This is a genomic window from Polaromonas sp. P2_G11, from assembly GCF_056403595.1.
The window spans coordinates 89,833-106,510 of the sequence record NZ_JBFUFE010000007.1 but is presented as its reverse complement, the minus strand read 5'-3'; the positions used below and the strand labels follow the sequence as shown (position 1 = coordinate 106,510).

The 16,678-nt window shown below is 62.1% G+C and carries 15 protein-coding genes; 8 read left to right on the top strand and 7 right to left on the bottom strand.

What is annotated here, in order from left to right:
- The 4 genes from AC1DWQ_RS22940 to AC1DWQ_RS22925 all read left to right on the top strand — a co-directional run.
- On the top strand, positions 1-1,392 hold a 1,392-nt coding region (locus tag AC1DWQ_RS22940; protein WP_477671712.1), incomplete at its 5' end, for an RHS repeat-associated core domain-containing protein.
- Between the two features lie 11 nt (positions 1,393-1,403).
- Positions 1,404-1,712 carry a hypothetical protein gene (locus tag AC1DWQ_RS22935; RefSeq protein WP_477671711.1) on the top strand — a complete coding sequence of 103 codons (309 nt, stop codon included), beginning with the start codon at positions 1,404-1,406 and terminating at the stop codon, positions 1,710-1,712.
- Positions 1,713-2,026: 314 nt separating this feature from the next.
- Positions 2,027-3,940: an RHS repeat-associated core domain-containing protein gene (locus AC1DWQ_RS22930; RefSeq protein WP_477671710.1), complete on the top strand. Its 1,914-nt coding sequence runs from the start codon at positions 2,027-2,029 to the stop codon at positions 3,938-3,940.
- Positions 3,937-4,533: a hypothetical protein gene (locus AC1DWQ_RS22925; protein ID WP_477671709.1), complete on the top strand. Its 597-nt coding sequence runs from the start codon at positions 3,937-3,939 to the stop codon at positions 4,531-4,533. The genes AC1DWQ_RS22930 and AC1DWQ_RS22925 overlap by 4 nt, the downstream gene beginning before the upstream one ends.
- A gap of 422 nt (positions 4,534-4,955) precedes the next feature.
- On the opposite strand, the gene AC1DWQ_RS22920 is transcribed toward AC1DWQ_RS22925, so the two are convergent.
- The 7 genes from AC1DWQ_RS22920 to AC1DWQ_RS22890 form a co-directional block, all read right to left on the bottom strand.
- A complete protein-coding gene (locus AC1DWQ_RS22920; RefSeq protein ID WP_477671708.1) occupies positions 4,956-6,140 on the bottom strand; it encodes a M20 family metallopeptidase in 1,185 nt (394 codons plus the stop codon).
- Positions 6,137-7,540, bottom strand: a complete 1,404-nt coding sequence (locus AC1DWQ_RS22915; protein ID WP_477671707.1) for a M20 family metallopeptidase — start codon at positions 7,538-7,540, stop codon at positions 6,137-6,139. The genes AC1DWQ_RS22920 and AC1DWQ_RS22915 overlap by 4 nt, the downstream gene beginning before the upstream one ends.
- Positions 7,541-7,595: 55 nt before the next feature.
- Positions 7,596-8,456: an ATP-binding cassette domain-containing protein gene (locus AC1DWQ_RS22910; RefSeq protein WP_477671706.1), complete on the bottom strand. Its 861-nt coding sequence runs from the start codon at positions 8,454-8,456 to the stop codon at positions 7,596-7,598.
- Positions 8,453-9,439 (bottom strand): ABC transporter ATP-binding protein, encoded by a 987-nt coding sequence (locus AC1DWQ_RS22905; RefSeq protein ID WP_477671705.1) that lies wholly within the window; start codon positions 9,437-9,439, stop codon positions 8,453-8,455. Before AC1DWQ_RS22905 ends, AC1DWQ_RS22910 begins: the two co-directional genes overlap by 4 nt.
- A gap of 12 nt (positions 9,440-9,451) precedes the next feature.
- On the bottom strand, positions 9,452-10,363 hold the full coding sequence (locus tag AC1DWQ_RS22900) for an ABC transporter permease (RefSeq protein ID WP_477671704.1): 912 nt from the start codon (positions 10,361-10,363) through the stop codon (positions 9,452-9,454).
- 9 nt (positions 10,364-10,372) lie between these two features.
- On the bottom strand, positions 10,373-11,290 hold the full coding sequence (locus AC1DWQ_RS22895; protein ID WP_477671703.1) for an ABC transporter permease: 918 nt from the start codon (positions 11,288-11,290) through the stop codon (positions 10,373-10,375).
- A gap of 76 nt (positions 11,291-11,366) precedes the next feature.
- On the bottom strand, positions 11,367-12,878 hold the full coding sequence (locus tag AC1DWQ_RS22890; protein ID WP_477671715.1) for an ABC transporter substrate-binding protein: 1,512 nt from the start codon (positions 12,876-12,878) through the stop codon (positions 11,367-11,369).
- A gap of 183 nt (positions 12,879-13,061) precedes the next feature.
- Between AC1DWQ_RS22890 and AC1DWQ_RS22885 the strand changes: the two genes are divergently transcribed.
- The 4 genes from AC1DWQ_RS22885 (at position 13,062) to AC1DWQ_RS22870 (ending at position 16,625) form a co-directional block, all read left to right on the top strand.
- Entirely contained in the window at positions 13,062-13,994 is a 933-nt protein-coding gene (locus tag AC1DWQ_RS22885) for a LysR family transcriptional regulator (protein WP_477671702.1), read from the top strand.
- 357 nt (positions 13,995-14,351) lie between these two features.
- On the top strand, positions 14,352-15,002 hold the full coding sequence (locus AC1DWQ_RS22880) for a peroxiredoxin (protein ID WP_477671701.1): 651 nt from the start codon (positions 14,352-14,354) through the stop codon (positions 15,000-15,002).
- Between the two features lie 19 nt (positions 15,003-15,021).
- Entirely contained in the window at positions 15,022-15,621 is a 600-nt protein-coding gene (locus tag AC1DWQ_RS22875) for an RBBP9/YdeN family alpha/beta hydrolase (protein WP_477671700.1), read from the top strand.
- Positions 15,618-16,625: a sulfate ABC transporter substrate-binding protein gene (locus AC1DWQ_RS22870; protein WP_477671699.1), complete on the top strand. Its 1,008-nt coding sequence runs from the start codon at positions 15,618-15,620 to the stop codon at positions 16,623-16,625. The genes AC1DWQ_RS22875 and AC1DWQ_RS22870 overlap by 4 nt, the downstream gene beginning before the upstream one ends.
- The last annotated feature ends 53 nt before the right edge of the window (positions 16,626-16,678 follow it).

Sequence of the window (16,678 nt, the reverse complement as noted above, 5' to 3'; positions counted from 1 at the left end):
GGCTACACCCACACCAGCAACGGAGTCCCGGTGCCCGCACTGGACCAGAGCTTTGGTTATGACAACCTGAACCGACTGATCAGCGCCACCTTGGGCAGCAGTGCGATCCAGTACAGCTATGACGCCACGGGCAACCGCACGGCCAAAGTCGTTGGCGGCACGAGCTACCCCAACACCATTGCCAGCACCAGCAACCGGCTGAACCAGACGCAGGACAGCACCGGCGTCGCCACCGTGGTGCATGATGCGGCCGGCAACATCACGAGTGATGGGACCAACAGCTACACCTACAGCGACCGCGGGAGGCTGGCGACGATGACGAACGCCGGTGGCACTGTGAACTACAGCTACAGCGCGCTGGAGCTGAGGATGAGCAAGACGGGGCCGACGGCCCTGGTACCTACCGGTGCGGCTTACTACGTTTATGACGAAGGAGGCAAGCTGCTAGGTGAGTACGATGCCAATGGCGTTCCTCAGTATGAAACCATCTATATGGGCAGCCCGGTCGGGGTGATCAAGCAGACGGGGACGGCAGCAGGAAGCGACATTGCCATCAGCCTGTACAACGTCTCAACCGATCAGCTGGGTGCGCCACGAATCATCACGCGGCAGAGTGACGAAGCCGTCGCTTGGCGCTGGGATACGGCAGAACCCTTTGGCGCGACGGCGCCTGATCAGAATCCGAGCAGCCTTGGGGCCTTCGCCTTCAACCAGCGACTGCCGGGGCAAACCTTTGATGGCGAGAGTGGGCTGTTCCAGAACTGGAACAGGGAGTACAACCCGAGGATCGGGCGCTATATGCAGTCCGATCCCATCGGGCTCAGAGGTGGCATTAACACATACAGTTATGTCGGAGGCAACCCAAACAGCTTTACCGACCCGAGTGGGTTAGTACCCGCGGCAGCCGGTTTGTTGTGTCTTGTTCCCGGTGTTGGATGGGTGAGTTGTGCAACCGTTGCAACCGGCGTGGTGGTAGTTGGTGGGACATATTTTTTTATTAAGAACTATGGCTCGGCGATTGCAAATGCTACTTCTCAGATGTGTGAGGCTACTTACAATGGTGTTCGCAATTGGATGGGTAATAGCACGAACTCGGAAAGCGCTAATGAAGGAAATAGATTTCCTGATCGAGATCTTCCAAGACACCCAAGACATAACACACCAGTACCAGACCCCGAAGCGGAGGGTCGCCCACATACTCAGCTTGGACAAAGAGACGGACGACGAGGAAGATATGACCAAGCAAGAGAGTTTGATGAAAAGGGAAACCCAGTGAGGGATATTGATTTCACTGATCACGGTCGAGGACATCCCAACCCGCATCAACACCAATATGAGCCTGGCGCAACGGGTGGAACACCCAGCCGTGGAAAATTTATACCGCTCGACTAAAGGAGGTTTTCATGAGTGATTCCTTAAAAGATTTCCCCATCACGGGAGAGGCTTGCTGCATGGTTCTTCGCAAGGGAGCTGAACTCACTGAGATGTGGATTCTTAAAGATATAGAAACACTGTCCGATGGCGATGCGTGGGAGCTTAGTCGGCTTTGGAAGGAAACAAGAGAAAGGTCGGTTGAAATTAGCACGAAGGATTTATGCGAGGCGCTAAAAGGAGCGTCGCAAGTTATTCACCTAGATATGGCGTCGATTAAAACTCCCGCAAAAGAATTGTTTATTGAGGATGGAGAGTTAATAGCGCGTCATCTAATTTAAAGACGTGATGCTATGCACCTTCGCCCGGGCCGACACCGCATAGCCTGGGCCGCCCCATCCAGACCCAGCAGCCCGCCAACACCGGAAGTGCGACGCCGACCACCACCGGCTTCGCCTACAACGCCAATGACAACCTGACCCAGGTCACCGACCCCCGCAACCTCGCCACCACTTACAGCCCCAACGGCCTGGGCGATGTCACAGCGCAGACCAGCCCGGATACCGGAGCAAGCCAGTACACCTACGACCTCAACGGCAACGTCCTGACCAAGACCGACGCCAGAGGCAAGCTCACCCAGTACACCTATGACAACTTGGACCGCCTCAAAACCATCAGCTATGCCACCGGCACGGCCAGCGTGCTCGAGTACGACGGCGGATCCACTCCCACCCCGGCAGCCGTAGGCGAACTCACCAAAATCACCGACGCCTCCGGCCAGACCGTCTACAGCTACGACAGCCTGGGCCGCAAGACAGGCAAGACCCAGACCATAGGCGGCAAGACCTTCACCGTCGGCTACAGCTGGGGCGATAGCGGAAGTGCGTTGGACAAACTCACGGCAATCACCTACCCCAGCGGAACAAAGGTCAACTACAGCTACGATGCCCAGGGCGTGGTCAATGCCGTCACGGTCAATCCGCCGAACGCCAACGGCGTGGGCACCAATACCGGCACCACCCTGCCGCTGATAGCAGGCATCACTACCAATGCTGAAAGCAAACTGACTGGCTGGAGCTGGGCCAGCAGCAAGACTCAGGCGATTGCCTATGATGCCAACGGCCAGATCAGCGCATACAACCTGGGCGACCCAACCAGCACTGGCATCCGTCGCACCGTTAACCGGGACAGCGCCGGGCGCATCACCGGCTACACCCACACCAGCAACGGGACTCCGGTGCCCAGCCTGGACCAGAGCTTTGGCTATGACAACCTGAACCGGCTGATCAGCGCCACTCTGGGCAGCAGTGCGGTGCAGTACAGCTACGACGCCACCGGCAACCGTACGGCCAAAGTCATTGGCGGCACCAGCTACCCCAACACGATTGCCACCACGAGCAACCGGCTGAACCAGACCCAGGACAGCACGGGAACAGCCACCGTGCAACACGATGCGGCGGGCAATATCACGAGCGATGGGACCAACAGCTATACGTACAGCGACCGCGGGAGACTGGCGACGATGACGAACGCCGGTGGCACGGTGAGCTACAGCTACAGCGCGCTGGAGCTGAGGATGAGCAAGACGGGCCCGACGGCTCTGGTGCCCACCGGTGCGGCTTACTACGTCTATGACGAAGAGGGCAAGCTGCTAGGTGAATACGACGCCAATGGCGTGCCCCAATACGAAACCGTCTACTTGGGCAGCCCGGTCGGGGTAGTCAAGCAGACGGGCACGGCTGCGGGATCAAACATCGCCATCAGCTTGTACAACGTCTCAACTGATCAGCTGGGTGCGCCGAGAGTGATCACACGTCAGAGTGATGAAGCCTTCGTTTGGCGCTGGGATACGGCGGAACCCTTTGGCGCGACGGCGCCTGATCAGAACCCCGAAAGCCTGGGGACCTTCACATATAACCAGCGACTGCCTGGGCAAACCTTTGATGCCGAGAGTGGGCTGTTCCAGAACTGGAATCGGGAATACAACCCGCGCATTGGCCGATACATTCAATCTGATCCTATTGGGCTCGCCGGAGGCATCAACACCTTTGGATATGTCGCTGGAAACCCAACGTCCTTTGTTGACCCTTATGGAAAGCAAGCATCGTTAGCGTGGTGTTTTGGAGGACCTGCTGGATGTGTGGCGGGAGTTGGAGTTGCTGGCCTGACGTGGATGGCTGTACAGGAAGCAAATAAAGACAAAGGTGCATCAAAGGTCGAGGCTTCACCCGAGAAAAAAGAATGCTGTGCGTTATACACTGACGTTTACGATGTCGGAAGAGAGAATGCACCAAAGCACGGGAAAACCCAAATTGGGAACCGCGGAGCCGAGCCTGCAAATCCGGAGTTCGCCCTGCAAAATTCGATGGGCGCAGGCGAATGGAAGCTTGGATTTGACGGTCTGACCGGAGAACTTGTCATGTTTCGGTTGCAGCGTACTGATGAGCAAAAATGTATCAAGTACTGGCACGGATATGTTGTCAATCAGCGTGAGTTAACTCACGAGCAATGGAGAGCGGGGCGTGACGCTGGCTTTCCGAACTGGACAAGAAAACCAGGGGCGAAATGATGGATGTAAACAGTGCTTCTTATTACTTTAGCTTGATAGGTTTCTCGATCGAAGTCCGTGTCAATATTCAATCATCTATAGATTTCACAAAGAGATTTCATCATCATGGCCCAGACTTTGTGTTTGCCGTTGCGGAGATATGGCTTCACCGTGAAGAGGCGAAGCATCTCATCATTCCGGCGACTCATCCGGGAAATTTTTTGGAAAGCTTGAGATCTTTGGATAAGCTCATATCAAATCCCCCGTCAGCTCTAGGTATGGAGCAGCTTGTTCCTTGTGGTGGGTGGTGTTCGTGGATGGCGGGCTATTGGGATCGAGTTGATAAAGAGTGCAATACGGCCGATGACGAAAAGCTATATGACCTTCTAATTCCCTTGTCGTTTGTCGAAAGTAGAGTCGGTCATATTGCCCTGTACATGTATGGAGGCAAGAGAATATTTGAAGTTGCCACTCGTCTAGGTGAACATGAAGGACGCCAAACGGTCGGCGCTTGGTCGGAATTCAGTTCGGATGCTCTAGGTAATGAAATTGCGCATTTGAAGAAGGTTATTGCTGCGGATATTCGTGATGCGATAAAGAGGCAATCCCTATAGGCACCAGCGCCCGGTTTCCTCTCGTTCTTCAACCAAAAAAAATTCATCCACAGCCCCAGCTGCTAAAGCTGAGTTTCCGGATGGCCGTTGAATTGCACTGAGGTCTGCCCCGAGTTTTGGAGTGACCCCTCGGGCTGGGACCAGCAGGTTACGGGAGCCAGCCAGTACACCTATGACGCGCTCGGCAACCTGCCCACCAAAACCGATGCCAGGGGAAAGCTCACCCAGTATGTGGAATTTCGTGCTTGTTTGATCCGTTTTTTTATCGAGCGCTGAGCCACCGATGACGCTCTTTTTCGCAGGACTGGCGATCCACATTTCAGGGTTTTGATATGGGTCAAGCAACTGCGAAAAAAGCGGGTCACATCGACGCGAAACTTGACAGTCGTGGGTTGCCTCTCGCCTCCTACGGCGAAGTACGCTCAGGCCAAACTCAACACCGTCTTGACCAGCGCCTGCGCACGCGGCACCAGCGTATCGAGGCAGCAGTATTCGTTATCGGTATGCGCCTTCGCGCCGACCGGGCCGACACCACACAGTGTGGGAATACCCAGCGAGGCGGTAAACCCGGCATCGGAGCAACCGCCCGTTGCTTCACCGGCCACGTCGAAACCGACCAGGGCCGCGCTGGCCTTGTAGCGCTGCATCAGGTCGCTGCTGGCTTCGGGTTCCAGGGGCAGCGACTCCGACATCTGTGTGATGCGGATGGTGGTGCCCGGCACACCGGGCGCGGCGGCCAGGGCGTGGATGCTGGCGAACACCGCCTGGCGCTCGGGCAGGGTGCGAAAGCGCACGTCCAGCTTGGCCTGCGCCGCTGGGGCCACGGTGTTGGTCGACATGCCGCCGCTGATCAAACCGACATTGGTGGTGATGCCGCAGCTGTAGTCGGTTAACGCGTGCAAGGCGGTGACCAGTTGCGCCAGGGCGCCGATGGCGCTGGCGCCGTCAGCGTGGTTCATGCCCGAGTGGGCGGCGCGGCCGGTGACTTCAATCAAAAAGGTGGCGCCACCCTTGCGCTCGGTGACCAGGTTGCCACTGACGCGGCCGGGTTCTGAGTTGAAAACTGCCCGTGCACCGCGCGCATGGGTTTCGATGGCGATGCGGCCGTTTTGCGAGCCGATTTCTTCGTCGGCCGTGAAAAGGCCCAGCACCGGGAAGGGCAGCGGCGGCAGCTTTTGCAGCGCCATCATCACAAAGCATTGCAGCACCAGGCCGGACTTCATGTCGGACACGCCGGGGCCGTAGCCGCGCTCGCCGTCCACGCGCCAGGGCCGCTGGGCCACGGTGCCGGTGGGGAACACGGTGTCGCGGTGGCCCATCAACACCACCGGCGCTGCCGCGGCTTGCGCGCCAGGCAGGCGGGCCAGCAGCACGTCGCCCTCGGCGACATCACCGCGGTGTTCGGCGCTGATGCCCGCGGTTTGCAGCCAGCCCGCCATGGCCTGGGCCACGCGGTCGGTGCCCGGCTTGTCGTGGCTGCTGGAGTCGATGTCGACCAGCGTGGCCAGGGCCGCCTGCATGGCGGGGCGCTGGCCGGCCAGCCATTCGGTGGCGGCGCAGCCTGGCACTTGTACGTCGTTCGTCACGGCATTCATCGCGGTACTCATGCGCATTCCTGCATCACGCCGGCGCCTTCTTCGGCCAGGTCCCAGAACATGCCGGCCATGATCTGCAGCGACTCGCGGGTGGTGTCCACCAGGATGTGTTCGTTCGGCGCGTGCTGGGAGCAAGCGGGGTAGGAATGCGGCACCCACAGCGTGGGCAGGCCCAGCGTTTCAGAAAACACGTCGTTCGGCAGCGAGCCGCCGAGGTTGGGCAACAGGGCCGGGCGGCGGCCGGTGCTGCGTTCGATGGACGCCATGCCCCAGCGCACCCAGGCATTGTCGGGGTCGAGGCGTGTGGCGGCCATGTTCATGTCGGTGCCGCGCACTTCCACATCGTCAAAGCCGTGGGCCAGCAGGTGCTTGCGGATGTGCGCCAGAAAATTCGCCGGGTCGCTGCCCACCACATAACGCATGTGGCAGTGCGCGCGCGCCTCGGCCGGAATGGCATGCACCGGCATGGCCGGGTTGCCGGTGGTAAAGGCCAGCACCTCCAGGCTGTTCCAGCCGATCACGCGCTCGGCCGGCGAGAGGCCCGGCTCGCCCCAGTCGGGATCGATCTCGGGATCGTTCGGGCCGCCGCCGACCTCGATGTCCTGCAGCGCGGTACGCACGCTGGCCGGAATGGCGGTGGGCAGCAGGCCGGGCACCAGGATGCGGCCGCGGGCGTCCACCAGGCTGGCAATCGCATGGGCCAGGCGGATGCCGGGGTTGCGCAAAAGGCCGCCCCAGTTGCCCGAATGGTGGCCGCCGTCGCGCAGCTTGAGGTGCAGGTCGAAGTTGAAGACGCCGCGCGAGCCGAGAAACAGCGTGGCGCGCGAAGCCGACACACGCGGGCCGTCGGAGGCGAGGAACAGGTCGGCCGCCAGCGCATCGCGGTGCAGGGCACACACTTCGTTCAGGCCGGGCGAGCCGTCTTCTTCACCCATTTCCAGGATGATTTTCACGTTGTAGCCCAGGCGCCCGCTGCGCACGGCCAGCACTTGTTCGAGCGCGGTCAGGTTGATGGTGTGCTGCCCCTTGTTGTCGGCGGTGCCGCGGCCATACCAGCGGTTGCCGTCCACCACGATCTTCCAGGGGCTCAGGCCTTCGCGCCACTGGGCGTCGTAGCCGCGCACCACGTCGCCGTGGCCGTAGGTCAGCACGGTGAAAGCGGCGCCGGGCTCGATGCGCTCGGCCAGCAGGAAAGGGCTTTTGCCCGGCACCGGGTTGTCGACGATGCGGCAGGCAAAGCCCAGCTCCGTGAGCTTGGGCGTGATTTCGTTCTGCAGGTAGGCGTGCAGGATGGGGCCGCTGGCGGCGTCCTGGCTTTCGGTTTTGTAGGCAACGCGGCGGTCCAGCGTTTGCTGGAAACGCCCGTCGTCGAAACAGGCGAGGGTCTGGGCCACGGCTTGGGTACGGCTCATGAGAGGTCCTTGAAATTGAAGGGAAATTGCGCGGTTGAAATGGAGAGGTAAAACGTCAGCCGATGGCTTCGGCGGCAATGTCCGGCACACCCAGCCCGGGCTCGGGCGTGAGGGCAGAGGCCAGCAGCATGCGGGTGTAGGGGTGCTCGGGCCGGGCAAAGACCTGCTCGCGCGTGCCCAGCTCAACGATGGCGCCGCGGTGCATCACGGCCACGCGGTCCACCAGGTGTTCGACCACGCCCAGGTCGTGGCTGATGAAGAAATAGGTCAGCCCGAACTCGGCCTTCAGGTCCATCAGCAGGTTGAGGATCTGCGCCTGCACCGACACGTCAAGCGCCGATGTCGGTTCGTCGCAGATCAGGATGTCGGGTCGCAGCACCAGCGCCCGCGCAATCGCCACGCGCTGGCGCTGCCCGCCCGAAAGCTGGTTGGGGTACTGGCTGTGCGTGCGCTCGGGCATGCCGACCAGGTCGAGCATCTCGCGCACCTTGCGCTGCTGTTCCTGCGCAGTGCCCACCTTGTGCAGGGCCAGCGGTACACGAACGATCTCTGCCACCGTGCGGCGCGGGTTCAGCGACGAATACGGGTCCTGGAAGATGGGCTGGATGTGGCGCGCCAGGGCGCGGCGCTGGCTGCTGTCGACTTCCTTGCCGTTGACCAGCACATTGCCCGAGGTGGGCGGCAGCAAGCCCAGCAGCATTTTGGCCAGGGTGCTTTTGCCGCAGCCGGACTCCCCGACCAGGCCCAGGGTTTCGCCCTTGCGAATGCGCAGCGAGACGTTATTTACCGCCCTGATTTCACCGGGCGCTGTGAACAGCCCGCGCTTGAGTTTGAAGACGCGGCTGAGCGCGCACAGCTCCAGCGCAATGTCTTCGCTGCCGCCCGGGGGCGTTGCCAAAGGGGTGGTGGGGTTCATGCGGCCTCCGCCAGCAAGGGTGAAGCCGCGACGCAGCGCACGGCATGCTCCGCGTCCAGCGCCACATAGGGCGGGGTGGCAGCGCAGCCTGCCTGTACCTGGCTGCAGCGGTTGGCAAAGGCACAGCCCTCCACCTTGCCCACGAGGCTGGGCACCACGCCCGGGATGGCCTGCAGGCGGCTGCCGGGCAGGGTTTTGCCGCGTACCGGAATGCAGTTGAGCAGCCCGCGGGTGTAGGGATGGGCGGGGTGGGCGAACAGCTCGGCCACCGGCGCGGTTTCCACCACCTCGCCCGCATACATCACGGCCACGCGGTCGGCGATGCGCGCCACCACGCCCAGGTCGTGGGTGATGAAGACCACCGCGGTGCCGAACTCCTTTTGCAGCTCACGGATCAGCCTAAGGATCTGCGCCTGGATGGTGACGTCCAGCGCGGTGGTGGGCTCGTCGGCAATGATCAGGTCCGGCTCGCACATCAGGGCCATGGCAATCACCACGCGCTGGCGCAGGCCGCCCGAGAGCTGGTGCGGGTACTGCCGCAAACGGTCGGCGGCCTGCGGAACGCCCGCGCGTTCGAGCAGGTACAGCGCACGCTCACGCGCCTGGGCCATGCTGACCTTGCGGTGCGCGCGCAGCGCCTCGCACAGCTGGTCGCCCAGCGTGTACGACGGGTTCAGCGCCGTCATCGGCTCCTGGAAAATCATCGCCATGCGCGAGCCGCGCAGCGCGGACATTTCCCGCTCGGGCAAGCCCTGCAGGTCCACGCCGTCAAAGCGAATGTGGTCGGCGCTGCGCACCGCCTTGCGCGGCAGCAGGCCCATCAGCGCAAGCGACGTCATCGACTTGCCGCAGCCGGACTCGCCGACCAGGCACAGCATTTCCCCGCGCCGCACCTGGAAGTCGATGCCACGCACGGCGTGCAGCATGCCGCCCGGTGTCGGCAGGTCGACGCGCAGGTTTTTCACGTCCAGCAAAATTTCCATGGAGGTTCCCTTTCAGTTGCGGCCGTCGGGCGCGGTCAGGTCACGCAGGCCGTCACCCACCAGGTTGATGGCCAGCACCAGCAGGGCCAGCACCACGCCGGGCACCAGGATCACCCAGGGCTGGAAGAACATGTAGGCCTTGCCTTCGGCCACCATCAGCCCCCATGAGGGCGTGGGCGGCTGCACGCCCAGGCCCAGGAAGGAGAGGGTGGACTCCAGCAGGATCGCGTGCGCCATCTCGAGCGTGGCCACCACGGTCAGCGGGCCCATCAGGTTGGGCAGCAGTTCGCGCACCAGGATGTAGGGCGTGGACGCGCCGAGCGCCTTGGCGGCGGAGATGAATTCGGCGTCGCGCAGCTGCTGCGTGGCCGAGCGCGTGACGATGGCAAAGCGGTCCCACAGCAACAGGCCCAGCAGGATGATGACCACCTGCAGTGAACCGCCGATGAGGGAAGCGGTTGCCAGTGCCACCAGCACCACCGGCATGGCCAGCCGGGTGGTGATGATGTAGCTGACCACGGCGTCGGTGCGGCCGCCGAAATAGCCCGCCAGCACGCCCATGGTGGTGCCGATCAGCCCGGACACCAGCGCCGCGACCAGCCCGATGCCCAGCGATACGCGGGCGCCGTACAAAAGGCGGCTCAGGTAATCGCGGCCGAGCTTGTCGGTGCCGAAGACGTGCTCCCAGCTGCCCTTGTCGTGCCAGAACGGCGGGATCAGGCGCTGGGTCACGTCCTGCGCATACGGGTCATGCGGGCTGAGCCAGGGCGCAAACAGGGCGGCCACCACGGCCAGGCCCAGCAGGATGCTGCCCAGCGTCATGCCGCGGTGGCCCAGCACACGCCGCAGGCTGCGGCGCCACGCGGGAATGGGCGGCAGCGGCAGCCCGGGCGCGGCGGAAACGGTCAGGGAAGGAGCGTTCATGGTGATGTCCTAGCGTGTGCGCATGCGGGGGTCGAGCGCGGCGTTGAAGACATCGGCCAGAAAGGTCAGCCCGATGTAGAACACGGCGATGATCAGCACCACGGCCTGCACCACGGGGTAGTCGTTGCGCGAAATGGAGTCCCAGGCGAGCTGGCCCAGGCCCTGCATGGAATAGACCGACTCAATGACGACCGAGCCGCCCAGCATGAAGCCCAGCTCCACGGCCGCCAGGGCCACAACCGGAATGATGGCGTTGCGCAAGGCGTGCTTGAACACCACGCGTGCCGGGCTCAGGCCCTTGGCGCGCGCAGTGCGGATGTAGTCTGCGCCCAGCACGTCGAGCATGCCCGCGCGCGTCAGGCGCATCAGCGAGGGCATGGCGTAGTAGCCCAGCGCGACGGCCGGCAACACAAAGTGCTGCCAGGTGGTGTTGCCCGCAACGGGCAGCCAGTGCAGCCCGACGGCGAAGAGCAGGATCAGCGTCAGCGCAAACCAGAAGTTGGGCATGGCCTGGCCGACCACCGCCACCATCAGGGCCAGCCGGTCTATCCAGGTGTCGCGGTAGACGGCGGCCAGCACGCCCAGCGGAATCGCCACCGACACCGCCAGCAGCAAAGACACGGCGCCCAGCTTGAGCGTGATGGGCAGGCGCTCGCCGATGAGTTCCATCACGGTGTTCTGGAAGAAGAACGAACGCCCGAAGTCCAGGTGCAGCGCGCCCCACAGCCAGTCAAAGAACTGGGTGGTGATGGGGCGGTTCAGGCCGTACTGGACGCGCACTTCCTCGACGGCTGCGGCGTTGGCCTCGGCGCCGGCGATGGAGGCCGCCAGGTCGCCGGAAAGGTGCAGCAGCATGAAACTGACGACGGCCACCGTGAGCATGACGCTCAGGGCCACCAGAAAGCGGCGGAATATGTATTGCAGCATGGGAAGGCCCCGGTTGTTGCGTTAGCGGACTGCGCGGGTCAGCCCAGCCGTGCGGCGCACGGCTGGACCATCGTGGCTACTTCCAGCTGGCCTGGCCGAAGCGCGGCAGTTCGTCCGCATGCGCCGTGAATTTGAGGTCCGGCGTGAAGGCGTAGTTGGTGGAATAGGAGAACATGGGCGCCATGTAGGCCTGCTCGCTGATGCGCTGCAGGGCCTGCGCATATTTCTTCTTGCGCTCGGTCTTGTCCACCGTGCTGTCGGCGGTTTTCAGCAGTGCAATCACCTGCGGGTCTTTGGCCGTGTCGTCCGGGCCGCCTTCAAAGTAGTTGCCGACAAACGCGGACGCGTCGTTGATGGAGAACGATCCCCAGGACTGGAAGGTCAGGGGCGCGCGGCCCGAGTAGATTTCGGTGCGCAGCACCGGGTACTGCACAAAATGCAGGCGCGCACGTATGCCCACCTTGCGCAGGTCGCCCACCATGGCTTCGGCATATTCACGCTCGCGGTAAGCCCACAGGTCGGTGTCGAAGCCGTTGGGGTAACCCGCGGCCGCCAGCAGTGCCTTGGCCTTGGCCGGGTCGTAGGTGTACTTCACCTCTTTTTCGGTTTCGCAGCCGAACTGGGTGCGAAAGCACGGCGAATACACCGGCTGGCTGCCGCCGCGCACCAGGCTGTCGGCCAGGCCCTTGCGGTTGATGGCGTGGTTGACGGCCTGGCGTACACGAATGTCCTTGAAGGGCAGGGCCTCCGGCGTGGTGCCGTTGCTGTTGATCGACATGAAACCCACGCGCATGGTTTCACCGCTCAGCACGGTGGTGTTGGGCCTGGACTTGAGCGACTCGGCCTGGTCGGACGGCACGCGCCAGATCCAGTCCACCGCGCCCGTCATCAGCTGGGCCACGCGCGCTTCCGGGTCGCGGATCACCACAAACTTCACCGTGCCGATATTCGGCTGGCCGGCCGGGCTGTCCTTGAAGTAGGCCGTGTTCTTCACCATGGTTACGCCCTGGCCTGGCACCACCGCGGTGATCTTGTAGGCGCCGGTACCAATGGGCGCCTTGCTGTAGCCCTCCAGGCCCACCTTCTTCATGTAAGCGGCGGGATAAATCGGTGTGGGCCCGGCCAGGTAGTCCATCGCGGCCGGAAACGGCGCCTTCAGATTGATGCGGACCTGGTAGTCGCCGAGCTTTTCGACGTTTTTGATCCAGCCCGTGTTCTGGCGCGTGGCGATCTTGGCCTCCGGCGCCGTGACCACATTGAAGGTGTAGGCCACATCGTCGGCGCTGAACTTGTCACCGTTGTGGAAGGTGACACCCTGGCGCAGGGTGACCAGCAACGCGGTGGCGGATTCCCATTTCCAGGCGGTGGCCAGCTGGGGTTTGAACTCACCGGTTTTGGGGTCCCGGTAGACCAGCGTGTCCCAGGCCAGGTTGGCCAGGATCACGCCTTCACGCATGTTGTTGTGGTACGGGCTGACGTTCTCAACCTCGCTGTCCGAGGCGTAAACCAGGGTGTCGTTGGCTTTGCCTGCGTGGGCTGCAGTCAGGCCGGCACCGAAGGCCGCAAGCACAAAACTTTGACGCACCATCGTGGTGAAAAATTGCTTCATAAAAGTCCTTCGTCATGGCGTGGGGAGTGGAGACGGCTCATTCTGCGCAAGAACCAGACCGAAAGACCATTCCATGCATTAGAGAATATGTATGATTGCGTTGCCAAATCGGCAATGCTCTGGCTGCCCATGCCCTGGCAGCTCCGCCATCACCCGACGCCCATGACCCTTTCTCCCCAGGTTGCCCGTCAATTGCAGGACACCGCGCTGCGCTACTTCCTGGAGGTCGTGCGCTGCGGCTCCATCAGCGAAGCCTCCCAGCGCCTGAATGTGGCGGGGTCTGCCATCAGCCGCCACATCGCGCACCTGGAAGACCTGCTGGGTGCAACCCTTTTTGACCGCCATCCCAGGGGCATGGTGCCCAGCGCCGCCGGGGAGATGCTGGCCGTGCACGCGCTTAAATCGGCGCACGACTCGGAGCGGGTGGTGCATGAGATCCAGGCGCTGCAAGGCATGCAGCGCGGGCGGGTGCGCCTGGCCTGCACCGAAGGTTTTGCGATGGAGTTCCTGCCCAAGGCCATAAGCGACTTCATGAAGACGCATCCCGGCATCCAGTTTCACCTGGGTGCGCACCCCCCGGCGGAATGCTCGCGCCGCGTCCTGCATGGCGATGCCGACATCGCCCTCACCATGAGCCGGACTCCCGAAAGCGGCATTCAGGTAGAGCACGTGCAGCCGTCACCGGTGATGGCGGCCATGCGTTACGACCATCCGCTGACCCAGTTCAAGCAGATCAGCCTGAAGCAGCTGCTGGCCTATCCGATCGTGCTGCCGGAAACAAACACCACCGTGCGGCAGCTGTTTGACATCGCCTGCAGCCTGCAGGGCCTGACCGTGTCGCCGGTGCTGACCAGCAACTACGTCAACAGCCTGAACGACTTTTTGCGCCATTACCCGGAAAGCGTCACCATTGCGGGCGAAATATCGGTCCGCTACAAGGTCCAGCGCGGCGAGTTTGCCTGCATACGCCTGCGTGACCGCGGCCTGGATTTGCGCAATGTGGAAGTGCAGACGGCCGCGGGCCGCACGCTGTCGCGGGCGGCGCAGGTCTTTCTGGCGCATTTGAAAACAGAGCTGTCGGGCTCACCGGCCTGAGCTGCCAATTGCCGGGAAGTTTGTGCCGGTTTGCTATCAATACGATAGCTGCTTGCGCCCGATGTTATTGGGCTGGAGCCAATTCTTGTGCCTGAAAACACCTCAAAAGTACCTTGAATGAGGGTGTTGTGGCGGTGTTTGGACGCTACCAAGGTGCTTGCGGCGCGACTATTGGATGAAAAAATGGCCGGTAACCCAATAGCGCTGTGCGCAAGAAGCTATCAAAACAATAGCACCGAAAAATACCAATCCCTTGAATTGTTATTCGATTATTGAGATAAATTAAGAGCGATATATTCTTTTGAGTTTTAACGCTTGCTCCCCACAATGCTTTGATCAGCAATCAAGGAGCAAAGCATGACCACTCTCAGACTCGGCGACACCGCCCCCGACTTCACCCAGGACTCCACCGCCGGCAAGATTTCCTTTCACCAGTGGGCTGGCGATTCATGGGTGGTGCTGTTTTCGCACCCCGCAGACTTCACGCCCGTCTGCACCACCGAACTGGGCAAGACCGCAGCCCTGAGCGGTGAATTTGCCAAGCGCAACGTCAAGCCCATCGCCATCAGCGTGGATGCGCTGGAGTCGCACGGCAAGTGGGTCAACGACATCAACGAGACGCAAAACACCACGGTGAATTTCCCCATCCTGGCCGATGCTGACCGCAAGGTGGCCAACCTGTACGACATGATTCACCCGAACGCCCTGAGCACCGGCCCCACGGCCACCGTGCGCAGCGTATTCATCATTGACCCGAAAAAGGCCATCCGCACCACGTTTACCTACCCCGCCAGCACGGGCCGCAACTTCGACGAGATCCTGCGCGTGATTGACTCGCTGCAGCTAACTGACGGCTACAAGGTGGCCACGCCGGTGAACTGGAAAGACGGCGACGACGTGATCATCGTGCCCAGCCTGCAGGATCCGGCCGAACTTGCCCAGCGTTTCCCCAAAGGTTTCAAGGCGATCAAGCCGTACCTGCGCGTCACACCGCAACCCAATAAGTAATCAGACGGGTTCACGCGAAGTGCGCTTCATCATCGTCCCTGGCTGGCGCGACTCGGGCCCCGGCCACTGGCAAAGCCTGTGGGCCGAACGCCTTAGCAATGCGGTGCGCGTGCGCCAGGACGACTGGATCACGCCTTCGCGCAAGGCCTGGGTGGCCTCGCTGGCCAACACCATCGTGCTGCAGGACGAGCCGGTCGTCATCGTGGCGCACAGCCTGGGCTGCATTGCCACGGCTCACTTGCCGCCTGAGGCGGCAGAGCGTATTCATGGCGCCCTGCTGGTGGCGCCGGCAGACCCGGAGCGGCGTGCCGTGCTGAGCGACTTTGCGCCCGTGCCCTACCAGAAGCTGCCTTACCGCAGCGTGCTGGTGGCCAGCAGCAACGACCCGTATTGCCCGGTGCGCCTGGCGGGTGCCTATGCCCGCGCCTGGGGCAGCGAATTTGTGCGCATGCAGGACGCCGGCCATATCAATGTGGAGTCGGGCCACGGCGAATGGCCGCTGGGCATTGCGCTGTTGCAGTCGCTGGCAGGTGATGCGTCGCTGACGGCGCCCCATCTTGATTTTTCTTCTTTGGCAAATTCTTCGTCTTCTTCTTTTGGGTCCCTGGAAACGGCATGACTTCTTCAAAAATAAAAATAGCCCTTGCAACGCTGGCACTGGCCGCGGGCGCTTCATTCTCCGGCACGGCCTCGGCACAAACGCTTCTGAATGGCTCGTATGACGTGGCGCGCGAGTTTTACAAGGAATACAACGCCGCCTTCATTGCCCACTACAAGAAGACCACGGGTAAAGACATCAAGATTGACCAGTCGCATGGCGGCTCCAGCGCCATCGCGCGTTCCGTGGCTGACGGCCTGGACGCCGACGTGGTGACCATGAACACCTCGACCGACGTGGACTTCCTGGCCGGCGCCGGCGTGGTCGCCAAAGACTGGGCGAAGAAGTTTCCCGACAACGCTTCGCCCACCACGTCGACCATGCTGTTCCTGGTGCGCAACGGCAACCCCAAGGGCATCAAGGACTGGGACGACCTCATCAAGCCCGGCATCCAGGTGATTCTGGTGAACCCCAAAACCGGCGGCAATGGCCGCTATGCCTACCTGGCCGCCTGGGGATACGCGAAGAAGAAGGGCGCCACCGATGCGCAGGCCGCCGAGTTCGTCGGCAAGCTCTACAAAAACGTCCCGGTGCTGGGCAAGGGCGGGCGCGACGCGACCACCGTGTTCCTGCAACGCAATATCGGCGACGTGCTGATCACTTTTGAATCCGAAGTGCTGTCGGTGAACAGGGAGTTTGGCGAAGGCAAGGTGGACGCGGTCTATCCGTCCATCAGCATCGTGGCGGAAAACCCGGTGGCGGTGGTGGAGCGCACCGTGGCCAAGAAGGGCACGGCCGAGCTGGCCAAGGCCTACCTGAACTACCTCTATTCAGACGAAGGCCAGGAGATTGCCGCACGTCATGCATTGCGCCCGCGCTCGCAGGCCATCCTGAAAAAATACGCCAGCACCTTCAAGCCGCTGCAGCTCCTCACGGTGCAAGACGTCTTTGGCAGCCTCGGTGAAGCACAAAAAGTGCACTTCAATGACGGCGGCCAGTTCGACAAGCTGTACACCGTCAAGTAAATAACTGGCCCCCACGTTCGCTCGCTTCGCGTAGCTCTCTGCCCCCCGAGGGG

What these genes read in the sequence shown, in the direction of transcription:
- AC1DWQ_RS22935 (WP_477671711.1), top strand. Translation starts at nt 1,404, where the DNA reads ATGAGTGATTCCTTAAAAGATTTCCCCATCACGGGAGAGGCTTGCTGC.
- AC1DWQ_RS22925 (WP_477671709.1), top strand. Translation starts at nt 3,937, where the DNA reads ATGATGGATGTAAACAGTGCTTCTTATTACTTTAGCTTGATAGGTTTC.
- AC1DWQ_RS22920 (WP_477671708.1), bottom strand. Translation starts at nt 6,140, where the DNA reads ATGAGTACCGCGATGAATGCCGTGACGAACGACGTACAAGTGCCAGGC.
- AC1DWQ_RS22915 (WP_477671707.1), bottom strand. Translation starts at nt 7,540, where the DNA reads ATGAGCCGTACCCAAGCCGTGGCCCAGACCCTCGCCTGTTTCGACGAC.
- AC1DWQ_RS22910 (WP_477671706.1), bottom strand. Translation starts at nt 8,456, where the DNA reads ATGAACCCCACCACCCCTTTGGCAACGCCCCCGGGCGGCAGCGAAGAC.
- AC1DWQ_RS22905 (WP_477671705.1), bottom strand. Translation starts at nt 9,439, where the DNA reads ATGGAAATTTTGCTGGACGTGAAAAACCTGCGCGTCGACCTGCCGACA.
- AC1DWQ_RS22900 (WP_477671704.1), bottom strand. Translation starts at nt 10,363, where the DNA reads ATGAACGCTCCTTCCCTGACCGTTTCCGCCGCGCCCGGGCTGCCGCTG.
- AC1DWQ_RS22895 (WP_477671703.1), bottom strand. Translation starts at nt 11,290, where the DNA reads ATGCTGCAATACATATTCCGCCGCTTTCTGGTGGCCCTGAGCGTCATG.
- AC1DWQ_RS22890 (WP_477671715.1), bottom strand. Translation starts at nt 12,878, where the DNA reads ATGGTGCGTCAAAGTTTTGTGCTTGCGGCCTTCGGTGCCGGCCTGACT.
- AC1DWQ_RS22885 (WP_477671702.1), top strand. Translation starts at nt 13,062, where the DNA reads ATGACCCTTTCTCCCCAGGTTGCCCGTCAATTGCAGGACACCGCGCTG.
- AC1DWQ_RS22880 (WP_477671701.1), top strand. Translation starts at nt 14,352, where the DNA reads ATGACCACTCTCAGACTCGGCGACACCGCCCCCGACTTCACCCAGGAC.
- AC1DWQ_RS22870 (WP_477671699.1), top strand. Translation starts at nt 15,618, where the DNA reads ATGACTTCTTCAAAAATAAAAATAGCCCTTGCAACGCTGGCACTGGCC.